Origin of the sequence: Oerskovia enterophila (assembly GCF_044748475.1) — a bacterium.
Lineage (GTDB): Bacteria > Actinomycetota > Actinomycetes > Actinomycetales > Cellulomonadaceae > Oerskovia > Oerskovia enterophila.
The window spans coordinates 145,582-162,390 of record NZ_JBIVFZ010000002.1 but is presented as its reverse complement, the minus strand read 5'-3'; the positions used below and the strand labels follow the sequence as shown (position 1 = coordinate 162,390).

Here is a 16,809-nt window from a genome sequence, read left to right as displayed (position 1 = left end):
TCGTCGTGCAGCGCTCAGCGAGAGCGTCCGGTCAGCGGGCGAAGGCCTGCTCGAGGAGGACGACCTGCTGGGCCTGGTGCTTCTTGGCGGTACCCGCAGCGGTCGAGGCCGAGGCAGGACGCGAGACGACGCGCACGCGCGGCATGTCCTCGGGCAGGTTCACGTGGATGAACGACCACGCACCCTGGTTCTCCGGCTCGTCCTGGACCCACACGACGTCGGCTCCCGCGTACTTGGCGAGCTCCGTGCGGATGCCGTCCACGTCGAGCGGGTAGAGCTGCTCGAGGCGCACGATCGCGGTCTTGTCGTCGCCACGCTTGGTCCGCTCGGCGAGCAGGTCGTAGTAGACACGACCCGTGCAGAGCAGGACCCGGTCCACCTTCGCCGGGTCCACCGAGGCGTCCCCGATCACGGGCTCGAACGTGCCCGTCGTGAAGTCCTCGACCGCCGAGGCAGCGGCCTTGAGGCGCAGCAGCTGCTTGGGCGTGAAGACCACGAGCGGGCGGCGCGGGCGGGCGTACGCCTGCTGACGCAGCAGGTGGAAGTACGACGCGGGCGTCGACGGCTGGGCGACCGTGAGGTTGTTCTCGGCGCACAGCTGGAGGAAGCGCTCGATACGGGCCGACGAGTGGTCGGGTCCCTGTCCCTCGTAGCCGTGCGGCAGGAGCATGACGACCGAGGAGTTCTGGCCCCACTTCTGCTCGGCCGAGGAGATGAACTCGTCGATGACGGTCTGGGCGCCGTTGACGAAGTCGCCGAACTGCGCCTCCCACAGGACCAGGGCGTCGGGACGCTCGACCGAGTACCCGTACTCGAAGCCCAGGGCCGCGTACTCGCTCAGCGAGGAGTCGTAGACCCAGAACTTCGCCTGGTCCGCCGACAGGTACAGCAGCGGGGTCCACTCGGCGCCGGTCTCGCGGTCGTGCAGCACCGCGTGACGCTGCACGAACGTGCCGCGTCGCGAGTCCTGCCCGGCCAGGCGCACCGGGGTGCCCTCGACCAGGAGCGAGCCGAACGCGAGCAGCTCGCCGTATCCCCAGTCGATGCCGCCGTTCGCGGACATCTGGTGACGCTTCTCGAGCAGCTGCGCGAGCTTGGGGTGGACCGTGAAGCCCTCGGGCGGTGCCACGTGCACCTGGCCGACGCGCTCGATGACCGACTGGTCGATCGCGGTCTTCCAACCGACCATCGTGCCGGCGTCCTCGCGCTGGGACTCGGGACGCTCGAGGCCCGCGACGGGCTCCGAGGACGGCGACGGGGTGAAGCCGCCCTCCTTGGTCTCGGTGAACACGCGCTCGAGCTGGGCCTGGTAGTCCTGCAGGACGTGCTCGGCCTCCTCGAGCGTGATGTCTCCGCGGGCGACGAGGTTCTCGGTGTAGAGCTTGCGGACCGAGCGCTTGGCCTCGATGAGGTTGTACATGAGCGGCTGGGTCATCGAGGGGTCGTCACCCTCGTTGTGACCACGGCGGCGGTAGCAGATCATGTCGATGATCACGTCGCGGTCGAACTGCTCGCGGAACGCGAAGGCGAGCTCGGCGACGCGCACGCATGCCTCGGGGTCGTCACCGTTCACGTGGAAGATCGGGACCTGGTAGCCCTTGGCGACGTCCGTCGAGTACAGCGTGGAGCGCGACGAGGACGGGCCCGTGGTGAAGCCGACCTGGTTGTTGATGATCACGTGGATGGTGCCGCCGGTGCGGTAGCCGCGCAGCTGGGCGAGGTTCAGGACCTCGGGGACCACGCCCTGGCCCGCGAAGGCCGCGTCGCCGTGGATGAGGATCGGCAGCACCGAGAAGCCGTCGCCGCCCAGGTCGATGCGGTCCTGCTTGGCTCGCACGATGCCCTCGAGCACGGGGTCCACGGCCTCGAGGTGCGAGGGGTTCGCCGCGAGGTAGACGCGCGTCTGCGCACCCGACTCGGCGGAGAACGTTCCCTCGGTGCCGAGGTGGTACTTGACGTCGCCCGAGCCCTGGACGCTCTTGGGGTCCTGGTTGCCCTCGAACTCCGCGAAGATCTGCGCGTAGCTCTTGCCGGCGATGTTCGCCAGGACGTTGAGGCGACCACGGTGGGCCATGCCGATGCAGACCTCGTCGAGGCCCCCGTCGGCCGCCTTGGACAGGACGGCGTCGAGCAGCGGGATGACGGACTCGCCGCCCTCGAGCGAGAAGCGCTTCTGCCCGACGAACTTGGTCTGGAGGAACGTCTCGAACGCCTCGGCCGAGTTCAGGCGGCGCAGGATGCGCAGCTGGTCCTCGCGCGGCGTGCGGGCGTAGCCCGACTCGAGGCGCTCCTGGAGCCAGCGACGCTGGGCGCGGTCGGCCAGGTGCATGTACTCGATGCCGATCGAGCGGCAGTACGAGTCGCGCAGCAGGCCGAGGATGTCGCGCAGCGTGGACTTCGTCTTGCCGCCGAAACCGCCGGTCGGGAAGGAGCGGTCCAGGTCCCACAGCGTGAGGTCGTGCGTCTGCACGTCCAGGTCGGGGTGCTTGCGCTGACGGTAGGCGAGCGGGTCCGTGTCGGCCATGAGGTGGCCGCGCGAGCGGAACGAGTGGATGAGCTCGGCGATCTTGGCGGGCTTGGCTGCCTCGATCTCGGCGTCCGTCGTGTTGTCGCGGGTCCAGCGGACCGGCTCGTAGGGGATCCGCAGGGCGGCGAAGACGCGGTCGTAGAAACCGTCCTCGCCGATCAGCTTGGTCCCGAGGATGCGCAGGAACTCACCGGACTGCGCGCCCTGGATGATGCGGTGGTCGTAGGTCGACGTGATCGTCAGGACCTTCGAGACGCCGAGGCGGGCGAGCTGCTCGACCGAGGCGCCCGCGAACTCCGCGGGGTAGTCCATGGCGCCGACGCCGATGATGGTGCCCTGACCCTGCATGAGGCGGGGGACCGAGTGCACGGTCCCGATCCCGCCCGGGTTGGTCAGCGAGATCGTGGTGCCCGCGAAGTCGTCGACCGTGAGCTTGTTGCCACGCGCCCGGCGCACGAGGTCCTCGTAGGCGGCCCAGAACTGCGCGAAGTCCATCTGCTCGGCGCTCTTGACGCTCGGCACGAGGAGCTGGCGGGTGCCGTCCGGCTTGGCGAGGTCGATCGCGAGACCGAAGTTGACGTGCGCGGGGTTCTTGACCGCCGGCTTGCCGTCGATCTGCGTGTAGCTCGCGTTCATCGCGGGCATCTCGGTGAGCGCCTCGACGAGCGCGAACCCGATGAGGTGCGTGAACGAGATCTTGCCGCCGCGCCCACGGGCGAGGTGGTTGTTGATGACGATGCGGTTGTCGACCATGAGCTTGGCCGGGACGGCGCGCACCGAGGTCGCCGTGGGCACCTCGAGGCTGGCCTCCATGTTGACCACGACGCGCGCGGCCGGGCCGCGGAGCTTCTGCACGTCGTCGCCGGTCTCCGGCGAGTCCGAGCGGGACGGCGCGGTCGCGACCGCTGCGTACGGCGCGGTCGCGGGCTGTGCCGTCGCGACCGGTCGGGTGGCCTTGATCGCGGCGATCGCCGCGTTGACGGTCGGGTCCGCGGGGACGACGGGCGACCTGCGTCGCTGCGCCGACTCGCCGGCGGCCGAGCCGTCGGTCGCGGGGGTGGGGAGCGCTGCGGCGACCGGCGGCTCTGCCGGGGCCTTCGCGGGGATCTGGACCGCGGGGGCAGGGCCGGCGGCGGCGGGGGTCGACGCACCGTTCACGGGGGCGGGGCTCCCGTTCGCCTCGGCAGACTTCTCCCCGGGACGGTAGTCCGCGAAGAAGTCCCACCACGCGGGGTCGACCGCGTTCTTGTCCTGGAGGTATTGCTCGTACAGCTCGTCGACAAGCCATTCGTTGGCGCCGAACACAGAACTAGCTGCGCTGATCGACTCTGACTCAGCCTTCGGGGACACGCGAGGATCGCCCACTTTCACCACTGATCGTCACTGGATATCGGGTACCTAGTCCGGAACCGGACCCGTCAAGCGTAGGCCCTCGGTAGCGGTGCGGGGCGCCCCGGGACGCCAGTCGGCGCAAGGTGTGCGGTCGTTCTTCACCGGATGTCTACCTGAGGCAAACGGGGGGCAACGACGACCTGTTCACCGGCCAAAGACGAGGTCGGTTTGGCCATCCCCGGGTATGCGCGGCCGCAAGTGTGACGAAGGTCTCACGCGCTGGCGTCGGGTCGTCCGTCTTCCCCGGTGTCGCGCCTGGGGTCCCAGGGCTCGCCCAGGGCGGTGCCCAGGATCTCCGGCAGGTCGTCCGGCAGGCCCGTGGTGTGCGGGTGGGGCTGGGCGGGGAACGTCAGGCGCATGGTCGCCCCCTGCAGCGAGTCGGCGACCTCGATCCGCCCGCCGTGCAGGTCGACGGCCCAGCGGACGATGGCGAGGCCGATCCCGGTGCCGCCCGTCGAGGAGTGCCCGTGCGAGGGTGCGTTGCCGCGCGCGAAGCGCTCGAAGATCCGCTCACGGTCCTTCTTCGCGATGCCCGGCCCCTGGTCGATGACCTCGATGACGACCTCGTCGTCCACGGGGTAGGCCTCGAGCCGGATCTCGCCGTTCTGCGGGGAGTGCCGGATCGCGTTCTGGAGGAGGTTGGTGATGATCTGGCGCAGGCGCTCCGGGTCGGCCGGGAGCGTCAGGTCCTCGGGCGTCACGTCGATCACGTACTGGAGGTGCTTGCCGGCCTCGACCATGGAGACCGCGTCGGCGTTCTCCTCGAGGAAGTCGCCGAGAGGGACGTCCTGGATGTTGAGCGCCGCGGCGCCGGCCTCGATCCGCGACAGGTCGAGCAGGTACGTCACGAGCCGGGTCAGGCGCTCGGTCTGCGCGAGGGCCATCTCCATGGTCGCGGGGTTCGCCTCGCTCACACCGTCGACCACGTTCTCGAGCTGGGCCTGCAGCGCCGCGATGGGGGTCCGCAGCTCGTGCGACACGTTGGCGATGAGCTCGCGCCGCATCTGGTCGGACGAGGCGAGGTCCTCGGCCATGATGTTGAACGCGACCGCGAGCTGACCCACCTCGTCACGGCTCGTGGCCCGCACGCGGCGCGTGTAGTCGCCGTCGGCCATCGAGCGCGCGGCGGCCGTCATCTCCCGCAGGGGCGAGGTCATGCCGCGCGCCAGGATCTGGGTGAGCAGGAGCGAGAGCACGATCGCGAGGGGGAAGGTCCGCGTGGGCCCGAGCTTGTTCTGCTGGCCGAGCCACGTGATGAGGACGGCGAGCGTGACGGTCGCGAAGACCAGCACGCCGAGCTTGATCTTGAGCGACCGGAAGGAGTCTAGGGGCCGGACGTCCGGGAGGTGGGGGCGCAGCGTCCGGGGTCCGGAGGTCACGCGACCGGGGGCTCGAACGCGTAGCCGACGCCGTGGACGGTGCGGATCAGGTCCGGGCCGAGCTTGCGGCGCAGCGCCTTGATGTGGGAGTCGACCGTGCGGGTCCCGCTCGCGTCGGCCCAGTCCCAGACCTCGGCGAGGAGGCGCTCGCGGGTCAGGACCGTCTTGGGGGAGCTGGCGAGCATGACGAGCAGCTCGAACTCGGTGGGGGTCAGGTGGACCTCCTCGCCGGCGCGGTGCACGCGTCGCTGGGCGCGGTCGATCACGACGTCGCCCACGACCATGGGCGGGTCCGTGGGGGTCGACGTCGCAGCCTGGGCCGCGCGGTCCACGCGCCGCAGGAGCGCCTTGACCCGCGCGACCAGCTCGCGCATCGAGAAGGGCTTGGTCATGTAGTCGTCGGCCCCCACGCCGAGCCCGATCAGCATGTCGGTCTCGTCGTCGCGCGCCGTGAGCATGAGGATCGGCACGGGCTGCTCGGCCTGGATGCGGCGCGTGACCTCGAGCCCGTCGATGCCGGGGAGCATGACGTCGAGCACGATCACGTCGGGGCGCAGCCGGGTCGCGGCCTCGACCCCCGAGAGCCCGTCGCGTGCCACCTCGACGCGCCATCCCTCGGCGCTCAGCCGCTGGGCGATCGCGGTGGCGATCGCCGGCTCGTCCTCGACGACGAGGATGTTCGCGGCCTGCTGCGCGGGCGTACCCGCAGGTCCGGCCCCGCTCGTCGCGCCGCTGCCGGTGGGGAATGCGCTGGCTGTCATGGCACCAGCGTGGCACAAACCGGCCTGCGATGGTCGGAGGTCGGGGCGAAACCGGGGGATGTCGGGCGCCCGTCCGCCTCGCGACGGCCGGCGCCGGGTGGAGTTTCCGGATGGACGGCGGCCCGACGGCGGATAACATCGTTGCCACGATGAAGAGCAAACCCCGATATCCGTGGAGCACCCCGTGGTAGGCGACTGGTTGATGGTCGCGCTGGGGGTGCTCCTGACCGCAGGGACCGCCGTCTTCGTGGCGAGCGAGTTCGCCCTCGTCACCCTGGACCCCGCCGTGCTGTCCAGGACGGGCGACCGTGACGGGGAGGGAGACGGCGAGGGGGCCACGGCCGCCGAGCAGCGCAGCGGCCGTCGTGACCGCAGCGTCCGGGCAGGCCTCAAGCACCTGTCGACCGAGCTGTCCTCGGCACAGGTGGGCATCACCATCACCACGATCCTGCTCGGCTACACGGCCCAGCCCGCGCTGGCGAACCTGATCGGCGACGCGCTGGGGAGCACGGCGCTCGGCGCCGGTGCGGCCACGGTCCTCGCCGTGGTTCTCGCGCTGGTCGTCGTCAACCTGTTCTCGATGCTGTTCGGCGAGCTCATCCCCAAGAACTTCGCGCTCTCGCTCCCGTACCAGACCGCTCGGCAGGTCGTGCCGATCCAGCGCCAGTTCACCAAGCTCTTCCGGCCCGTGATCTCGGTGCTCAACGGGTCGGCCAACGCGATCCTGCGGCGCATGGGCGTCGAGCCGCGCGAGGAGCTCTCGGGCGCACGCTCGGCCTCCGAGCTCGCGGCGCTCGTCAAGCGTTCCGCCCAGGAGGGCACCCTGAACACCTCGGTCGCCACGCTCCTGACCAACTCGATCGAGCTCGACGAGCTCAGCGCGGTGGACGTCATGACGGACCGCATGCGCATGGTGGTGCTGCGTCGCGAGGACACGGCCGAGGACGTCGTGGCCCTGGCCCGGACCTCGGGGCACTCGCGCTTCCCGGTGATCGGCGAGGACAGGGACGACGTCGTCGGGCTGGTGCACCTGCGTCGCGCGATCGGTGTGCCGCACGAGCGGCGCTCCGAGGTCCCCGCGGCCGCGCTCATGGTCGACGCCCCGCGCGTCCCGGAGACCGTCGCGCTGGGGCCGCTGCTGGTCGAGCTGCGCGGCTTCGGCCTGCAGATGGCCGTGGTCGTCGACGAGTACGGCGGCACCTCGGGCGTCGTGACGCTCGAGGACGTCGTCGAGGAGCTCGTCGGCGACGTCGCGGACGAGCACGACCCGCGGCGGGCCGGGGTGGCCCGCAGCGCGGACGGCTCGTGGATCGTGCCGGGCGTCCTGCGGCCCGACGAGCTCGTCGAGTCGACGGGCCTCGAGGTCCCCGAGGACGGTGCGTACGAGACGCTCGGCGGGCTCGTCATGGCAGACCTCGGCCGGGTGCCCGTCGCGGGCGACGAGGTCCGTGCGGGTGACGTGGTGCTGCGGGTCGAGGCCATGGAGGGGCGACGCGTCGAGCGTCTGCGGGTCCGGCTCGAGTCGCCCGACGGCGACCGTCCGGACATCGTCCCCGACCAGGGCATCGAGGGCGAGAGGCCGGGCACGACGCGCTGGCCCGCCCCCGAGCGCCCGCCGGGTGCGCGCCCGCGCTCGGGCGACCAGGGCTCCGAGCCTGCCGGAGGTGCACGATGAGCACGACCCCCGCACTGATCCTCGGCATCGTCCTCCTGGCGGCCAACGCGTTCTTCGTCGGCGCGGAGTTCGCCATCCTCTCGGCCCGTCGCAGCTCGATCGAGCCGCTCGCGGCGCAGGGCAACCGGCGCGCGCAGACGGTCCTGTGGGCCATGGAGCACGTCTCGCTCATGCTCGCGTGCGCCCAGCTGGGCGTCACGGTCTGCTCGGTGGGCCTGGGCGTGGTCGCGGAGCCCGCGGTCGCGCACCTGCTCGAGGTGCCGTTGCACGCGCTCGGCGTGAGCCAGGCGTTCGTCCACCCGATCGCGTTCGTGGTGGCGCTCGCGATCGTCGTCTACCTGCACGTGGTGCTGGGCGAGATGGTCCCCAAGAACCTCGCGGTCGCGGGACCGGAGAAGGCCGTCATGTGGTTCGGCCCGCCGCTCGTGGTCCTGGGGCGCATCCTCAAGCCGATCATCGTCGCGCTCAACTGGCTCGCGAACCACGTGGTCCGCTGGGCGGGCGTCGAGCCCAAGGACGAGGTCGCGTCGGTGTTCACGGCCGAGGAGGTCCAGTCGATCGTCGAGCACTCGCAGGCCGAGGGCCTGCTGCGCGACGAGCAGGGGCTGCTCTCGGGGGCCATCGAGTTCTCGGAGCGCACGGCCGCCGAGGTCATGGTCCCGGTCGACCGGCTCGTGACCGTGGTCGAGGGGTGCGCGCCCGACGAGATCGAGCGCCTGGTCGCGAAGACCGGCTTCAGCCGTTTCCCGGTGGCCGACGCGCGGGGCGAGCTGGTCGGGTACCTGCACCTCAAGGACGTGCTCTACGCGAGCGGCCAGGACCGGTTCCGGCCGGTCCCGTCCTGGCGCGTGCGCGCGCTCGCGACGGCCGAGCCGGGGGACGAGATCGAGGACGCGCTGCGCGCCATGCAGCAGTCGGGGGCTCACCTGGCCCGCGTGGACGCGGTCCCGGGTACCACGGGCGCGGTGCCCGACGACGGAGCGCCCGCGGGTGCGCAGGGCGCCGTGGGAGTGGTCTTCCTCGAGGACATCCTCGAGGAGCTCGTGGGCGAGGTGCGGGACGCGATGCAGCGCCGCGTGCACTGAGGCGACGTTGCGCGGGGCCCTGAACTGGGGACTTGGTTTCCTCGTCACCCCCCGTTATTGTTTCGTTGCTTCGTTCGCACGGTTCCTCCTGCAACGGGAGGGTCGTCCGGTCTGCGAGGCTGGGCGCGGTCCACGCGCTCGTCGGTCCTGGTCGTCCAGGGGCTGCCTGCGGGCGGCCGGGCGGTCGCTCGGAGTGGAGGCTTGGTGGAGTCGTCGTCCTCGACCTCCGACTCACGCCGCGCCCGACGCGAGGCGGAGACCGGGCACAAGGGCCGTCGTCGGGCAGAGATCCCCTCCCACCAGCGCTGGGCACCCCGCATGGCCGTCCTCGGGACCCTGGCGGTCGCGACCATCGCCATGCCGCTCTCGGCGGGCGCGCAGGACGGTCCCGTCTCTCCCTACGCCCCGGACGGCAAGCCCGTCGGGCCCACGGCCCTGGACCTGGTGAGCGCGCCCGTCGCGGCCGGGCCCACGTCCGAGTACGTGGCGTCGGCGCCCAAGATCGAGGGCCGGGCCCAGGCCGCGAGCCGTTCGGTCGAGCGCGCACCGCTCCCGAACTGCGACCCGAGCATCGAGGTCACGAGCAGCAACGGCAAGCTCACGGGGCACGAGCTGTGCGACCTGTGGCAGGCGGGCGAGTCGCTGCGTCCGGACGCCGCGGTCGCGCTGTCCGCGATGAACGAGTCGTTCCGCGCGACGTTCGGCCGGGACATCTGCCTCGTGTCGAGCTACCGGACCCTGGCCTCCCAGGTCTCTCTCAAGGGCACGCGGGGCGGCTTCGCGGCCAAGCCGGGCACGTCGTTCCACGGCTGGGGCCTCGCGATCGACCTGTGCTCGACCGAGACGGGCAACCGGGAGGTCTACTCCTGGATCAACAAGAACGGCGAGCTGTACGGCTGGGCCAACCCGTCGTGGGCCAAGCGCGGCGGCGGCGGGGCGTACGAGCCGTGGCACTTCGAGTTCACCGAGGGCGTCATCGCGCTCGGCGGCCTCACCTGAGCGGTCCCGTCCGAGCGGTCTTGCCCGGCTGTGCCTGCGCCGACCGTGCCCGCGTCGACCCGCGCCGACCGCGCCGACCACGCCGGCCCGCGCGAAGGAGCCGTCAGATGCGGTTGACCCACGACTCGGCCAGCGCCTCGGCCTCGATGTCGAGCTCGCGCAGGATCCTGCGCATCACTGCCTCGTTGAGGCGTCCCGCGTCGCGCTCGTCGACGAGCACCTGGCGTTGAGCCCTGTTCATGTCGGCGCGCAGCGCGCGGAGCCGGCGCAGGTCGTCCGACCGGTCCCCGAGGCGGGCCATCGGATAGGCCCGGCCGCCCGTGGGGCGCGCCCGGGACGGGGCCTGCTCGACCGGTTCCTCGGCCTCGGACTCGGGTGAGAGCAGTCGGGCCGCGGCCTGGGCGCGCCCCACGATCGCGGCCGACATGGCCGCGCGCGTCGCCTCGGCCTTCTCCTCGCCGATCAGGGGCGCCCACTCCTTCGTGGCGCGCGAGATGGTCTCGGCCTGCGCCTCGGCCATGAGACGGCGGACGCGTGCCTCCTCGGCCGCGTCGCTCGCGGCCTCGTCCTCCCCGCCGACCCCGAGACGTCGGATGACCCAGGGCAGCGTCGCGCCCTGCAGCAGGAGCGTGCCGATCGCGACCGTGAAGGCCGCGAGCTGGATCGTGGCGCGGCCGGGGAACTCGGCGCCGCCGAGCGTCGCGGGGATGGCGGCCGCCGCCGCGAGCGTGACGACGCCGCGCATCCCGGCCGACGAGACCACGAGCGACTCGCGCCATCCGAGCTCGTCGGCCCGGGTGCGTTTGGACCCGGGCAGGTGCACGCGGTCGAGCCAGGACGTGGCGAACACGTACACGGGACGGATCGCCATGGTGACCGCGAGGGCTGCGAGGGACACCCAGACGGCCGTGCGGAGCCCTTCGTCGGACGTCACGACGGTCTGGACCACGAACTTGAGCTGGAGCCCGATGAGCGCGAACGTGATGGCCTCGAGCAGCAGGTCGAGGCTGTCCCACAGGGGTTCCTCGACGAGCCGTGTCTCGTAGCCGGCCGTCGGCGCGGTGTGCCCCAGGTAGAGGCCCGCAGCCACGACCGCGAGCACGCCCGACCCGCTGAGCTCCTCGGCGATCCAGTAGGCCGCGAAGGGGAGGATGATCCCCGCGACGCTCGTCAGGAGCGGGTCGGCGAGCCGTAGCCGGGCAGCGTGCATGCCGATGCCCATGACGAGCCCGATCCCGACGCCGACCACGACCGCGAGCGCGAAGACCCCGATCCCTTCGGTCCAGACCCAGGCGCCCGTGGCGACCCCGGCGAGCGCGACCTTGTAGAGCGTGAGCGAGGTCGCGTCGTTGATGAGGCTCTCTCCGCCCAGGAGCGTCATGACGCGGCGGGGCAGGCCGAGGCGGCGCCCGACCGCGGCTGCCGAGACCGCGTCGGGCGGGGCGACCACGGCGCCCAGGACGAGCGCTGCGGCGAACGGGAGGTCGGGGAGAAGGATCGTCGCGACCCAGGCCACGGCGAGCGCCGTGACGACCACGAGCCCGACGCCCAGGCGCACGATCGCGTTGAGCGACGTGCGGAAGTCCTGGTAGGAGCTCCCGGTGGCCGCCGAGAAGAGCAGCGGCGGCAGGATGACGCCGAGCAGCACCTCGGGGGCCAGCTCGACGTGCGGGACCGCCGGAATCAGCGAGACGCCGAGCCCGACCACGACGAGCAGGAGGGGAGCGGGCAGGTCCCAGTGCCGCGCCACGGCCGTGACGGCCAGGGCACCGGTGATGACCAGGAGTACGACGGCCTCGTCCATGCCCTGCATTCTCCGCCCGGGTCGGCAGTGAGGCGCGGGGGACGGCCCGACGGCGTGTTCCCCACCGGGCGCGCGCCGCACCCTGGGTGTCAACCACCTCTTGACAGAACTATCGTGTCAAGCCAGGGTTGACACATGACGAGACAGTGGCGGGCAGAAGGAGCGACCGGTGCTCCGGCGTCGGGCATCGACGAGGGGCGCGAGCCGTGAGCGGCGCACCCGCCTGGGGCAGCCTCGAACCACGCGACCCGCGGTCGCTCGACGACCTGCTGGCCGAGGCCGTGGCAGCCGCCGACCCGGGGATCGGCGACCGCATCGCGACCCAGCCCGCCGCGCACCTCGAGCTCGTGACACTCACGGCGCGCGCGCACCTCGCGACCGAGGAGCTGCTCGGGACGGCCGTGTCGTCGGCCCGTTCCGCAGGGCACAGCTGGGAGGCCGTGGGGACGGCCCTCGGCATCACACGGCAGGCGGCCCAGCAGCGGTTCGGGCGACCCGCCGGGCCTGGCGACGGGGCTCCCGGCCTCGTGGGCGACCTGATCGCCGGGGCCGTCCCGGGCGACACCCGGACGCTGGCTCCTGTCACGGCCCTGACCGAGATGGCCGCGCTCGAGGTCTACGGGCGGCACGGGTGGCGCTCGACCGGGTTCGGCGCGGCGTTCCACACGATCGAGCGGACCACCCAGCAGTGGGAGCACAAGCGCGTCTACGTCCTGGGGGCGAGCAGGTTCGGGCTCGAGGCCGAGGGGTGGGAGCGGATCGGGACCTGGTTCCCGTGGGTCTACTACGCGCGTGGCTTGGGGACCGCGCCCGTCGGCGACCGCGGACCGGTCGCGGACGACGCGCCCTGAGCGGGCGCGTGCCGCGCGCGGCCCGGTCGACGCCGCCCGGCTACTCCCCGGGCAGGCGCGCGTTGTGCCCGAAGTCCTGGCGGAAGCGCGGCCCGGACACCGCGAGCTCGGCCGCGAACGAGGCTGCCCACCCCGAGTACGGGGTGTGCGAGAGGTAGTCGTTGGAGAACCGGCGGTCGTCGGTGATCTCGGTGAGGCAGAACGACGGGATCTGCAGGTCGACGACCGGCCCCGAGCGTTCGCACTCCGCGACGACCAGGGGGTGGTTGGCGCCCCCGAACACGTCGATGACCCAGCCGTCCGCGCCCAACCACGCGGAGTAGCGCGTCTTGACGATGCGACCGCCACCGCGCCGGATCATCTCGGTCCCCACGTGCACGTCGATCTCGCGCTCGGCCTCGTACCGCGTGCCGCCGTTCGTGGGGCCCTTGACCGTGAGCGCGCAGAAGTCGAACGTGTGCGCGTCCAGGACGTGCAGCGGGGACGTGCTCGCGGCGAGAGTCGCGTCGGTCGCGCTCGCCTGGACCCGCAGGCGGATCGCGTAGCCGTCCTGCGCCAGGAAGTAGCTCTGCACGATCAGGGCGGGCGCGTCGAGCAGGTCGACCGGGACGTCCTTCACGAGGAAGCGACGCTCGAACTCGAAGTCTCCGTTACCACCGTCGGTCAAGATGTCCCCTCGCATAACGACTAGTTGTGCACCGAGGGCACATTGCCACTTAGCACTCGAACCCACAAACGAGGCACAATCCGTGAAAGAATGGGTGGGCAGGGTACTCGATACCGCCCAAGCGCTGGTGTGTGTCCGGTCGGACGTGCGAGGCGCACGCCTAGTATACCTCCTGGACGCGCTTGAGTTGAAGTTCATGGTGCAAGTCAATGTCTCCCCAATGCGTAAACCATCCCTTGCTGATTCCTAAGACCATTGGAACATCCGTACGAGCCTTCAATCCGTACAAGTGCAGGATTCGCCATTTAGTCTCAAGAGAGACGGAAGGTGAAGGCAGAAAATTCAAGGCAAGAAACGCCTCTTCCGCAGTCCTGCGCGTGGATAATCGGAGCTGGTCGATTCGGCCCAAGATCCAATGTTCTAAGGCCAGCCTCAGGTCCGCGTACTCGTTCGTCGAACCGATGTATCGCAAAACTTCGGCGACAATGAGCGGGTGGTACCAATCGGGTAAGATTGGGTTGCCCGATTTCGTCGATCCAACTCCAAGAAATCGACGCAACTCTGCAGGACGCACTTGATAGTGTGCATCAAGTTCCCCCAGTAGGGTCAGAAGGTACAGGCTCTCGACAGACGCGTCGCGCGAAAGGGGGGAGCGGTTCAACTGGGTAGTGGCTTCCCTGAAAATCAAGTCGTCCAACTGGTGTCGGACATCCAGCGTGGAGAGCAACTCCTCAACGGACTTTCGACAAAGCGAAGCGATCCGGACGAGTTTTACTGCGGGGGCAACCCGCGGAGAGCCGCCATAAACATAGAAGGAAAACTCCATTGCTGCGAGAACAAGTTTCGCGACAGCGCGCCGGTTCTGAAGTGCGCTCGAAGTCGACGGTTCGAGATTCAAGGTGCGCGCAAACTCGATCACTGACTCCAGTCTGCGCTCAACTTCGGCGAGGGTAAAGTTCACGACCTCAAGCGGCCCCAGCCCGGTTTCCCGCAAGGAGGTCTTGTATGCAGTTATTAGCCGGTGGGTTGACGACTTAAATTCTACGACCAAAGACGTCGGATCTGGACGGTCTTTGAGGAATAGGTTCTTGCGTATCAACCGACTTAGCGCGTTCTTGGCAATCGATAGGTCGGATATGAATGGAGTTGAAGTAATCGACTCCTTTGACCGGTTCAAGTGAAATCTGTAGCCCCGCAACTCCTGCTCGATGACGGGGACGATGATGTCACGCATTCCCGGGTCGGTCATGAAGACAAAGTAGTCGTCCACGTAGCGCAGAATTTCGTAGTCACGCAGATGAACCAAGCCTAGTTCGGCGAGGCGCTCTTCAACTCCGCAATCTACCCGCTGTAGTATTAGTTCCGCGAAGATGCGTGAGACCTCGGGACCGATCAGAATCCCATGCGTTTCGTCGTCGTTTAGTCTATGCATCACCCTGTCAAAATGCGCCGCGAAGGTGTCCTTATGCTTCGACCGTGACGACTTGACGGTCCGCTTCCCATATATGGCCCACTCGATCGAGTGTGTATAAACCGAATCGAAGCACTTTTGAATGTCAAGCTGCAACAAGTATCCGAATCGCTTCTCGCTTTCGCGGTACTCCGCGGATTCGTGAAACTTGTGGATGTTGTCGTAACGGCTGTAGACAAAGTAGGAGCGCAGGCGGTCGTACTCGACGCCGCTTGCCTCCACCCCGCCGCGATTTCTATCTAGGCTTTCGCCGAAGAGGCTGTCCTTGACAATTGTGAACCTAGCGACCTTTGTTGGCCGCCGCACGGAGAAGGCGCTCTTTCCTGAATGTAGCAGGACCAGACAGTCGTACTGAGAGTAGAATTCTGCAACTGCAATTTGTGATCCGGGGTGTGGGATTGAGAGTTGGCGAGTCTCGCGTTCTCGGTGGCCGATATTGAAATGAAGAGGTACGGAAGCAGCGTGAAGCATCTTTTCGCCGATGACATAGCAGTGCTTGCCATCGATGGTCTCTTTGCCGTACTGCTGGTTCCGTCCGAACAGCATCCTGAGTACGACGAGAGTTGCATCGTCCTGCCCTTCGATGTAAAGCGACCCCTTATGAAATTGCGCGCCGCGACTCGCTAGGAATGAGTATAGGCCAGAATTGCTAAACGACGCGGGGACTTCGTATGGGAGGACTTCAGAAAGCAGAACCCTGGAACTTATGTTCCGCACCTTGACCCGCCGCCGTCTATGCATCTTTCCAGACCTTTGCAATGACTCCCAGTCGCCTGGACGAGAAGACCCGATAACGTTTTAGAGCGAATCCTGTTGAAAAGGTGAACTCTGCAATTCGCCCCCTGGTTGCACCAGGTATGCTGACTTGTGCGAGCAAACTCGATAGGTGGCGGTCGAGGCGTGCGATTCGACCGTCGGTGTTTGTTATTATTGGATTTGAGAAGTAGATCCCGACGAGGGCGTGTTGCTTGTTGTTTTCTAGCCGAGTGTTTGACGTAAGGAATGCGATTCGATCCACCAGTGCTGATTGAGCCCTGGGTGCGGAACTCTGTGCCCGATAGCTAGCAATCGCCAGATCGAGTTTGCGCTTGTAGCGCTCAAGTCGCTGCTGTGTCATGTCAACTGTGACCGTGTGCCCCGTTATGGTGTACTCGTATCCAAGAAATCGGATGCGCGTAGGCGGTGTGCCGCGTTCGTCGCGTAGTCTGTGATGCACTGTTTTTGTCGGATTGAGCGCAAGCCCAAGATTGCGAACCGCTTTGCGAACGGCCTGCTTCCGTTGATCGACGGTCGGATAGTGTGCGCCTTCGGAAAAGATGAGGACGAAATCATCTACATATCGCAGGTGTGCAACGAGGCCCGGCAGCTTTCGCACCTGCACATCGAATTGTGCGAGATAGGCCTCCGCGAGCAATGAGCTAGCACCTATCCCCCGAGGAAGACCTGAATCGGAGCCAGTCAATGTTTGATACTCATTCAAGAGTGAGCGGACGAAACTTACCGTAGTTCGAGAGACTCTGGCGTTGTCCCTCAGGAGCTCGAGTAGTCGATCGTGAGGGATGCTCTCATAGAAGGACTTTATGTCGGATCGCATGAGGTACTTGTCTGTCGAGTCTCCAAGTGTCTTCTGCAGCTGTTCGGCAAGTTGATTTCGGCTCACGGTCCGAACTTCAAGCGCAACTCTGAGATTCTGCTCGAGTTGGCGCGCAAGGTAGTAGGTCTCCGGATTTGACATACCGATTCGGTAGGTGGACTTGCCTTTGGACACTGGTCCCAATTGTAGTCCCCACGTCAGTGTTGACGAGTCAATTCGTGAATTCAGTGATGCCGCGACTTGCTCTAGGTTCTCAAGAAGTGCGTTCTTCTTCTCGGCAGATAGTTCTGTTTTGTTGTGAGCATAGTCATCCGACAGCTTCTGCGCCGCGGCGGAGTCGCGTGGATGTGCTCGTACTGCTATCTTGTATTCATTCTTCAGATCCCGCAGTTCGAGAATCAGCTTCTGCACATCGGCGAACTGGCCAGTCAGGTCTTCGCCTCGCCGAGTGCGCATGTCCCATATGTGCAGAAAATTGTTCGCAGAAAACTGTTGATCAGACACGTCGCCTCCACGAGTTAGTGCGTGGCCCTCAACGTATCCAAAATGGTAGAACGAGGATGAATCGGGCGTAGGGCTCAGGTTCTAGCCGACTCGAAGGTCT

11 protein-coding genes are annotated in these 16,809 nt (G+C 67.9%); 4 read left to right on the top strand and 7 right to left on the bottom strand.

What is annotated here, in order from left to right; all coding sequences use genetic code 11:
- Positions 1-31 precede the first annotated feature (31 nt).
- The 3 genes from ACIPWA_RS05370 to ACIPWA_RS05360 form a co-directional block, all read right to left on the bottom strand.
- Positions 32-3,877, bottom strand: a complete 3,846-nt coding sequence (locus tag ACIPWA_RS05370) for a multifunctional oxoglutarate decarboxylase/oxoglutarate dehydrogenase thiamine pyrophosphate-binding subunit/dihydrolipoyllysine-residue succinyltransferase subunit (RefSeq protein WP_400288620.1) — start codon at positions 3,875-3,877, stop codon at positions 32-34.
- 254 nt (positions 3,878-4,131) lie between these two features.
- Positions 4,132-5,298 (bottom strand): sensor histidine kinase, encoded by a 1,167-nt coding sequence (locus ACIPWA_RS05365; RefSeq protein ID WP_083201315.1) that lies wholly within the window; start codon positions 5,296-5,298, stop codon positions 4,132-4,134.
- Positions 5,295-6,059 carry a response regulator transcription factor gene (locus tag ACIPWA_RS05360; RefSeq protein WP_225219744.1) on the bottom strand — a complete coding sequence of 255 codons (765 nt, stop codon included), beginning with the start codon at positions 6,057-6,059 and terminating at the stop codon, positions 5,295-5,297. Before ACIPWA_RS05360 ends, ACIPWA_RS05365 begins: the two co-directional genes overlap by 4 nt.
- A 184-nt stretch (positions 6,060-6,243) precedes the next feature.
- On the opposite strand from ACIPWA_RS05360, the gene ACIPWA_RS05355 reads away from it, so the two are divergent.
- From ACIPWA_RS05355 to ACIPWA_RS05345, 3 genes are all read left to right on the top strand, one after another.
- The gene (locus ACIPWA_RS05355) at positions 6,244-7,734 is read left to right on the top strand and encodes a hemolysin family protein (protein WP_400288616.1); all 1,491 of its coding nucleotides are present in this window, start codon (positions 6,244-6,246) and stop codon (positions 7,732-7,734) included.
- A complete protein-coding gene (locus tag ACIPWA_RS05350) occupies positions 7,731-8,819 on the top strand; it encodes a hemolysin family protein (protein WP_400288614.1) in 1,089 nt (362 codons plus the stop codon). The genes ACIPWA_RS05355 and ACIPWA_RS05350 overlap by 4 nt, the downstream gene beginning before the upstream one ends.
- A gap of 204 nt (positions 8,820-9,023) precedes the next feature.
- Entirely contained in the window at positions 9,024-9,818 is a 795-nt protein-coding gene (locus ACIPWA_RS05345; protein WP_400288612.1) for a M15 family metallopeptidase, read from the top strand.
- Positions 9,819-9,921: 103 nt separating this feature from the next.
- On the opposite strand, the gene ACIPWA_RS05340 is transcribed toward ACIPWA_RS05345, so the two are convergent.
- On the bottom strand, positions 9,922-11,622 hold the full coding sequence (locus tag ACIPWA_RS05340) for a cation:proton antiporter (protein WP_400288610.1): 1,701 nt from the start codon (positions 11,620-11,622) through the stop codon (positions 9,922-9,924).
- A gap of 206 nt (positions 11,623-11,828) precedes the next feature.
- On the opposite strand from ACIPWA_RS05340, the gene ACIPWA_RS05335 reads away from it, so the two are divergent.
- The gene (locus ACIPWA_RS05335) at positions 11,829-12,473 is read left to right on the top strand and encodes a hypothetical protein (RefSeq protein WP_400288608.1); all 645 of its coding nucleotides are present in this window, start codon (positions 11,829-11,831) and stop codon (positions 12,471-12,473) included.
- Positions 12,474-12,513: 40 nt separating this feature from the next.
- Here ACIPWA_RS05335 and ACIPWA_RS05330 read toward each other — a convergent pair whose 3' ends face one another.
- The 3 genes from ACIPWA_RS05330 to drt3a form a co-directional block, all read right to left on the bottom strand.
- The gene (locus ACIPWA_RS05330) at positions 12,514-13,140 is read right to left on the bottom strand and encodes a CYTH domain-containing protein (protein WP_400288606.1); all 627 of its coding nucleotides are present in this window, start codon (positions 13,138-13,140) and stop codon (positions 12,514-12,516) included.
- Between the two features lie 160 nt (positions 13,141-13,300).
- A complete protein-coding gene (drt3b, locus tag ACIPWA_RS05325; protein ID WP_400288604.1) occupies positions 13,301-15,352 on the bottom strand; it encodes an antiviral reverse transcriptase Drt3b in 2,052 nt (683 codons plus the stop codon).
- Positions 15,345-16,709: an antiviral reverse transcriptase Drt3a gene (gene drt3a / locus ACIPWA_RS05320; RefSeq protein WP_400288602.1), complete on the bottom strand. Its 1,365-nt coding sequence runs from the start codon at positions 16,707-16,709 to the stop codon at positions 15,345-15,347. Before drt3a ends, drt3b begins: the two co-directional genes overlap by 8 nt.
- Positions 16,710-16,809: the final 100 nt, after the last annotated feature.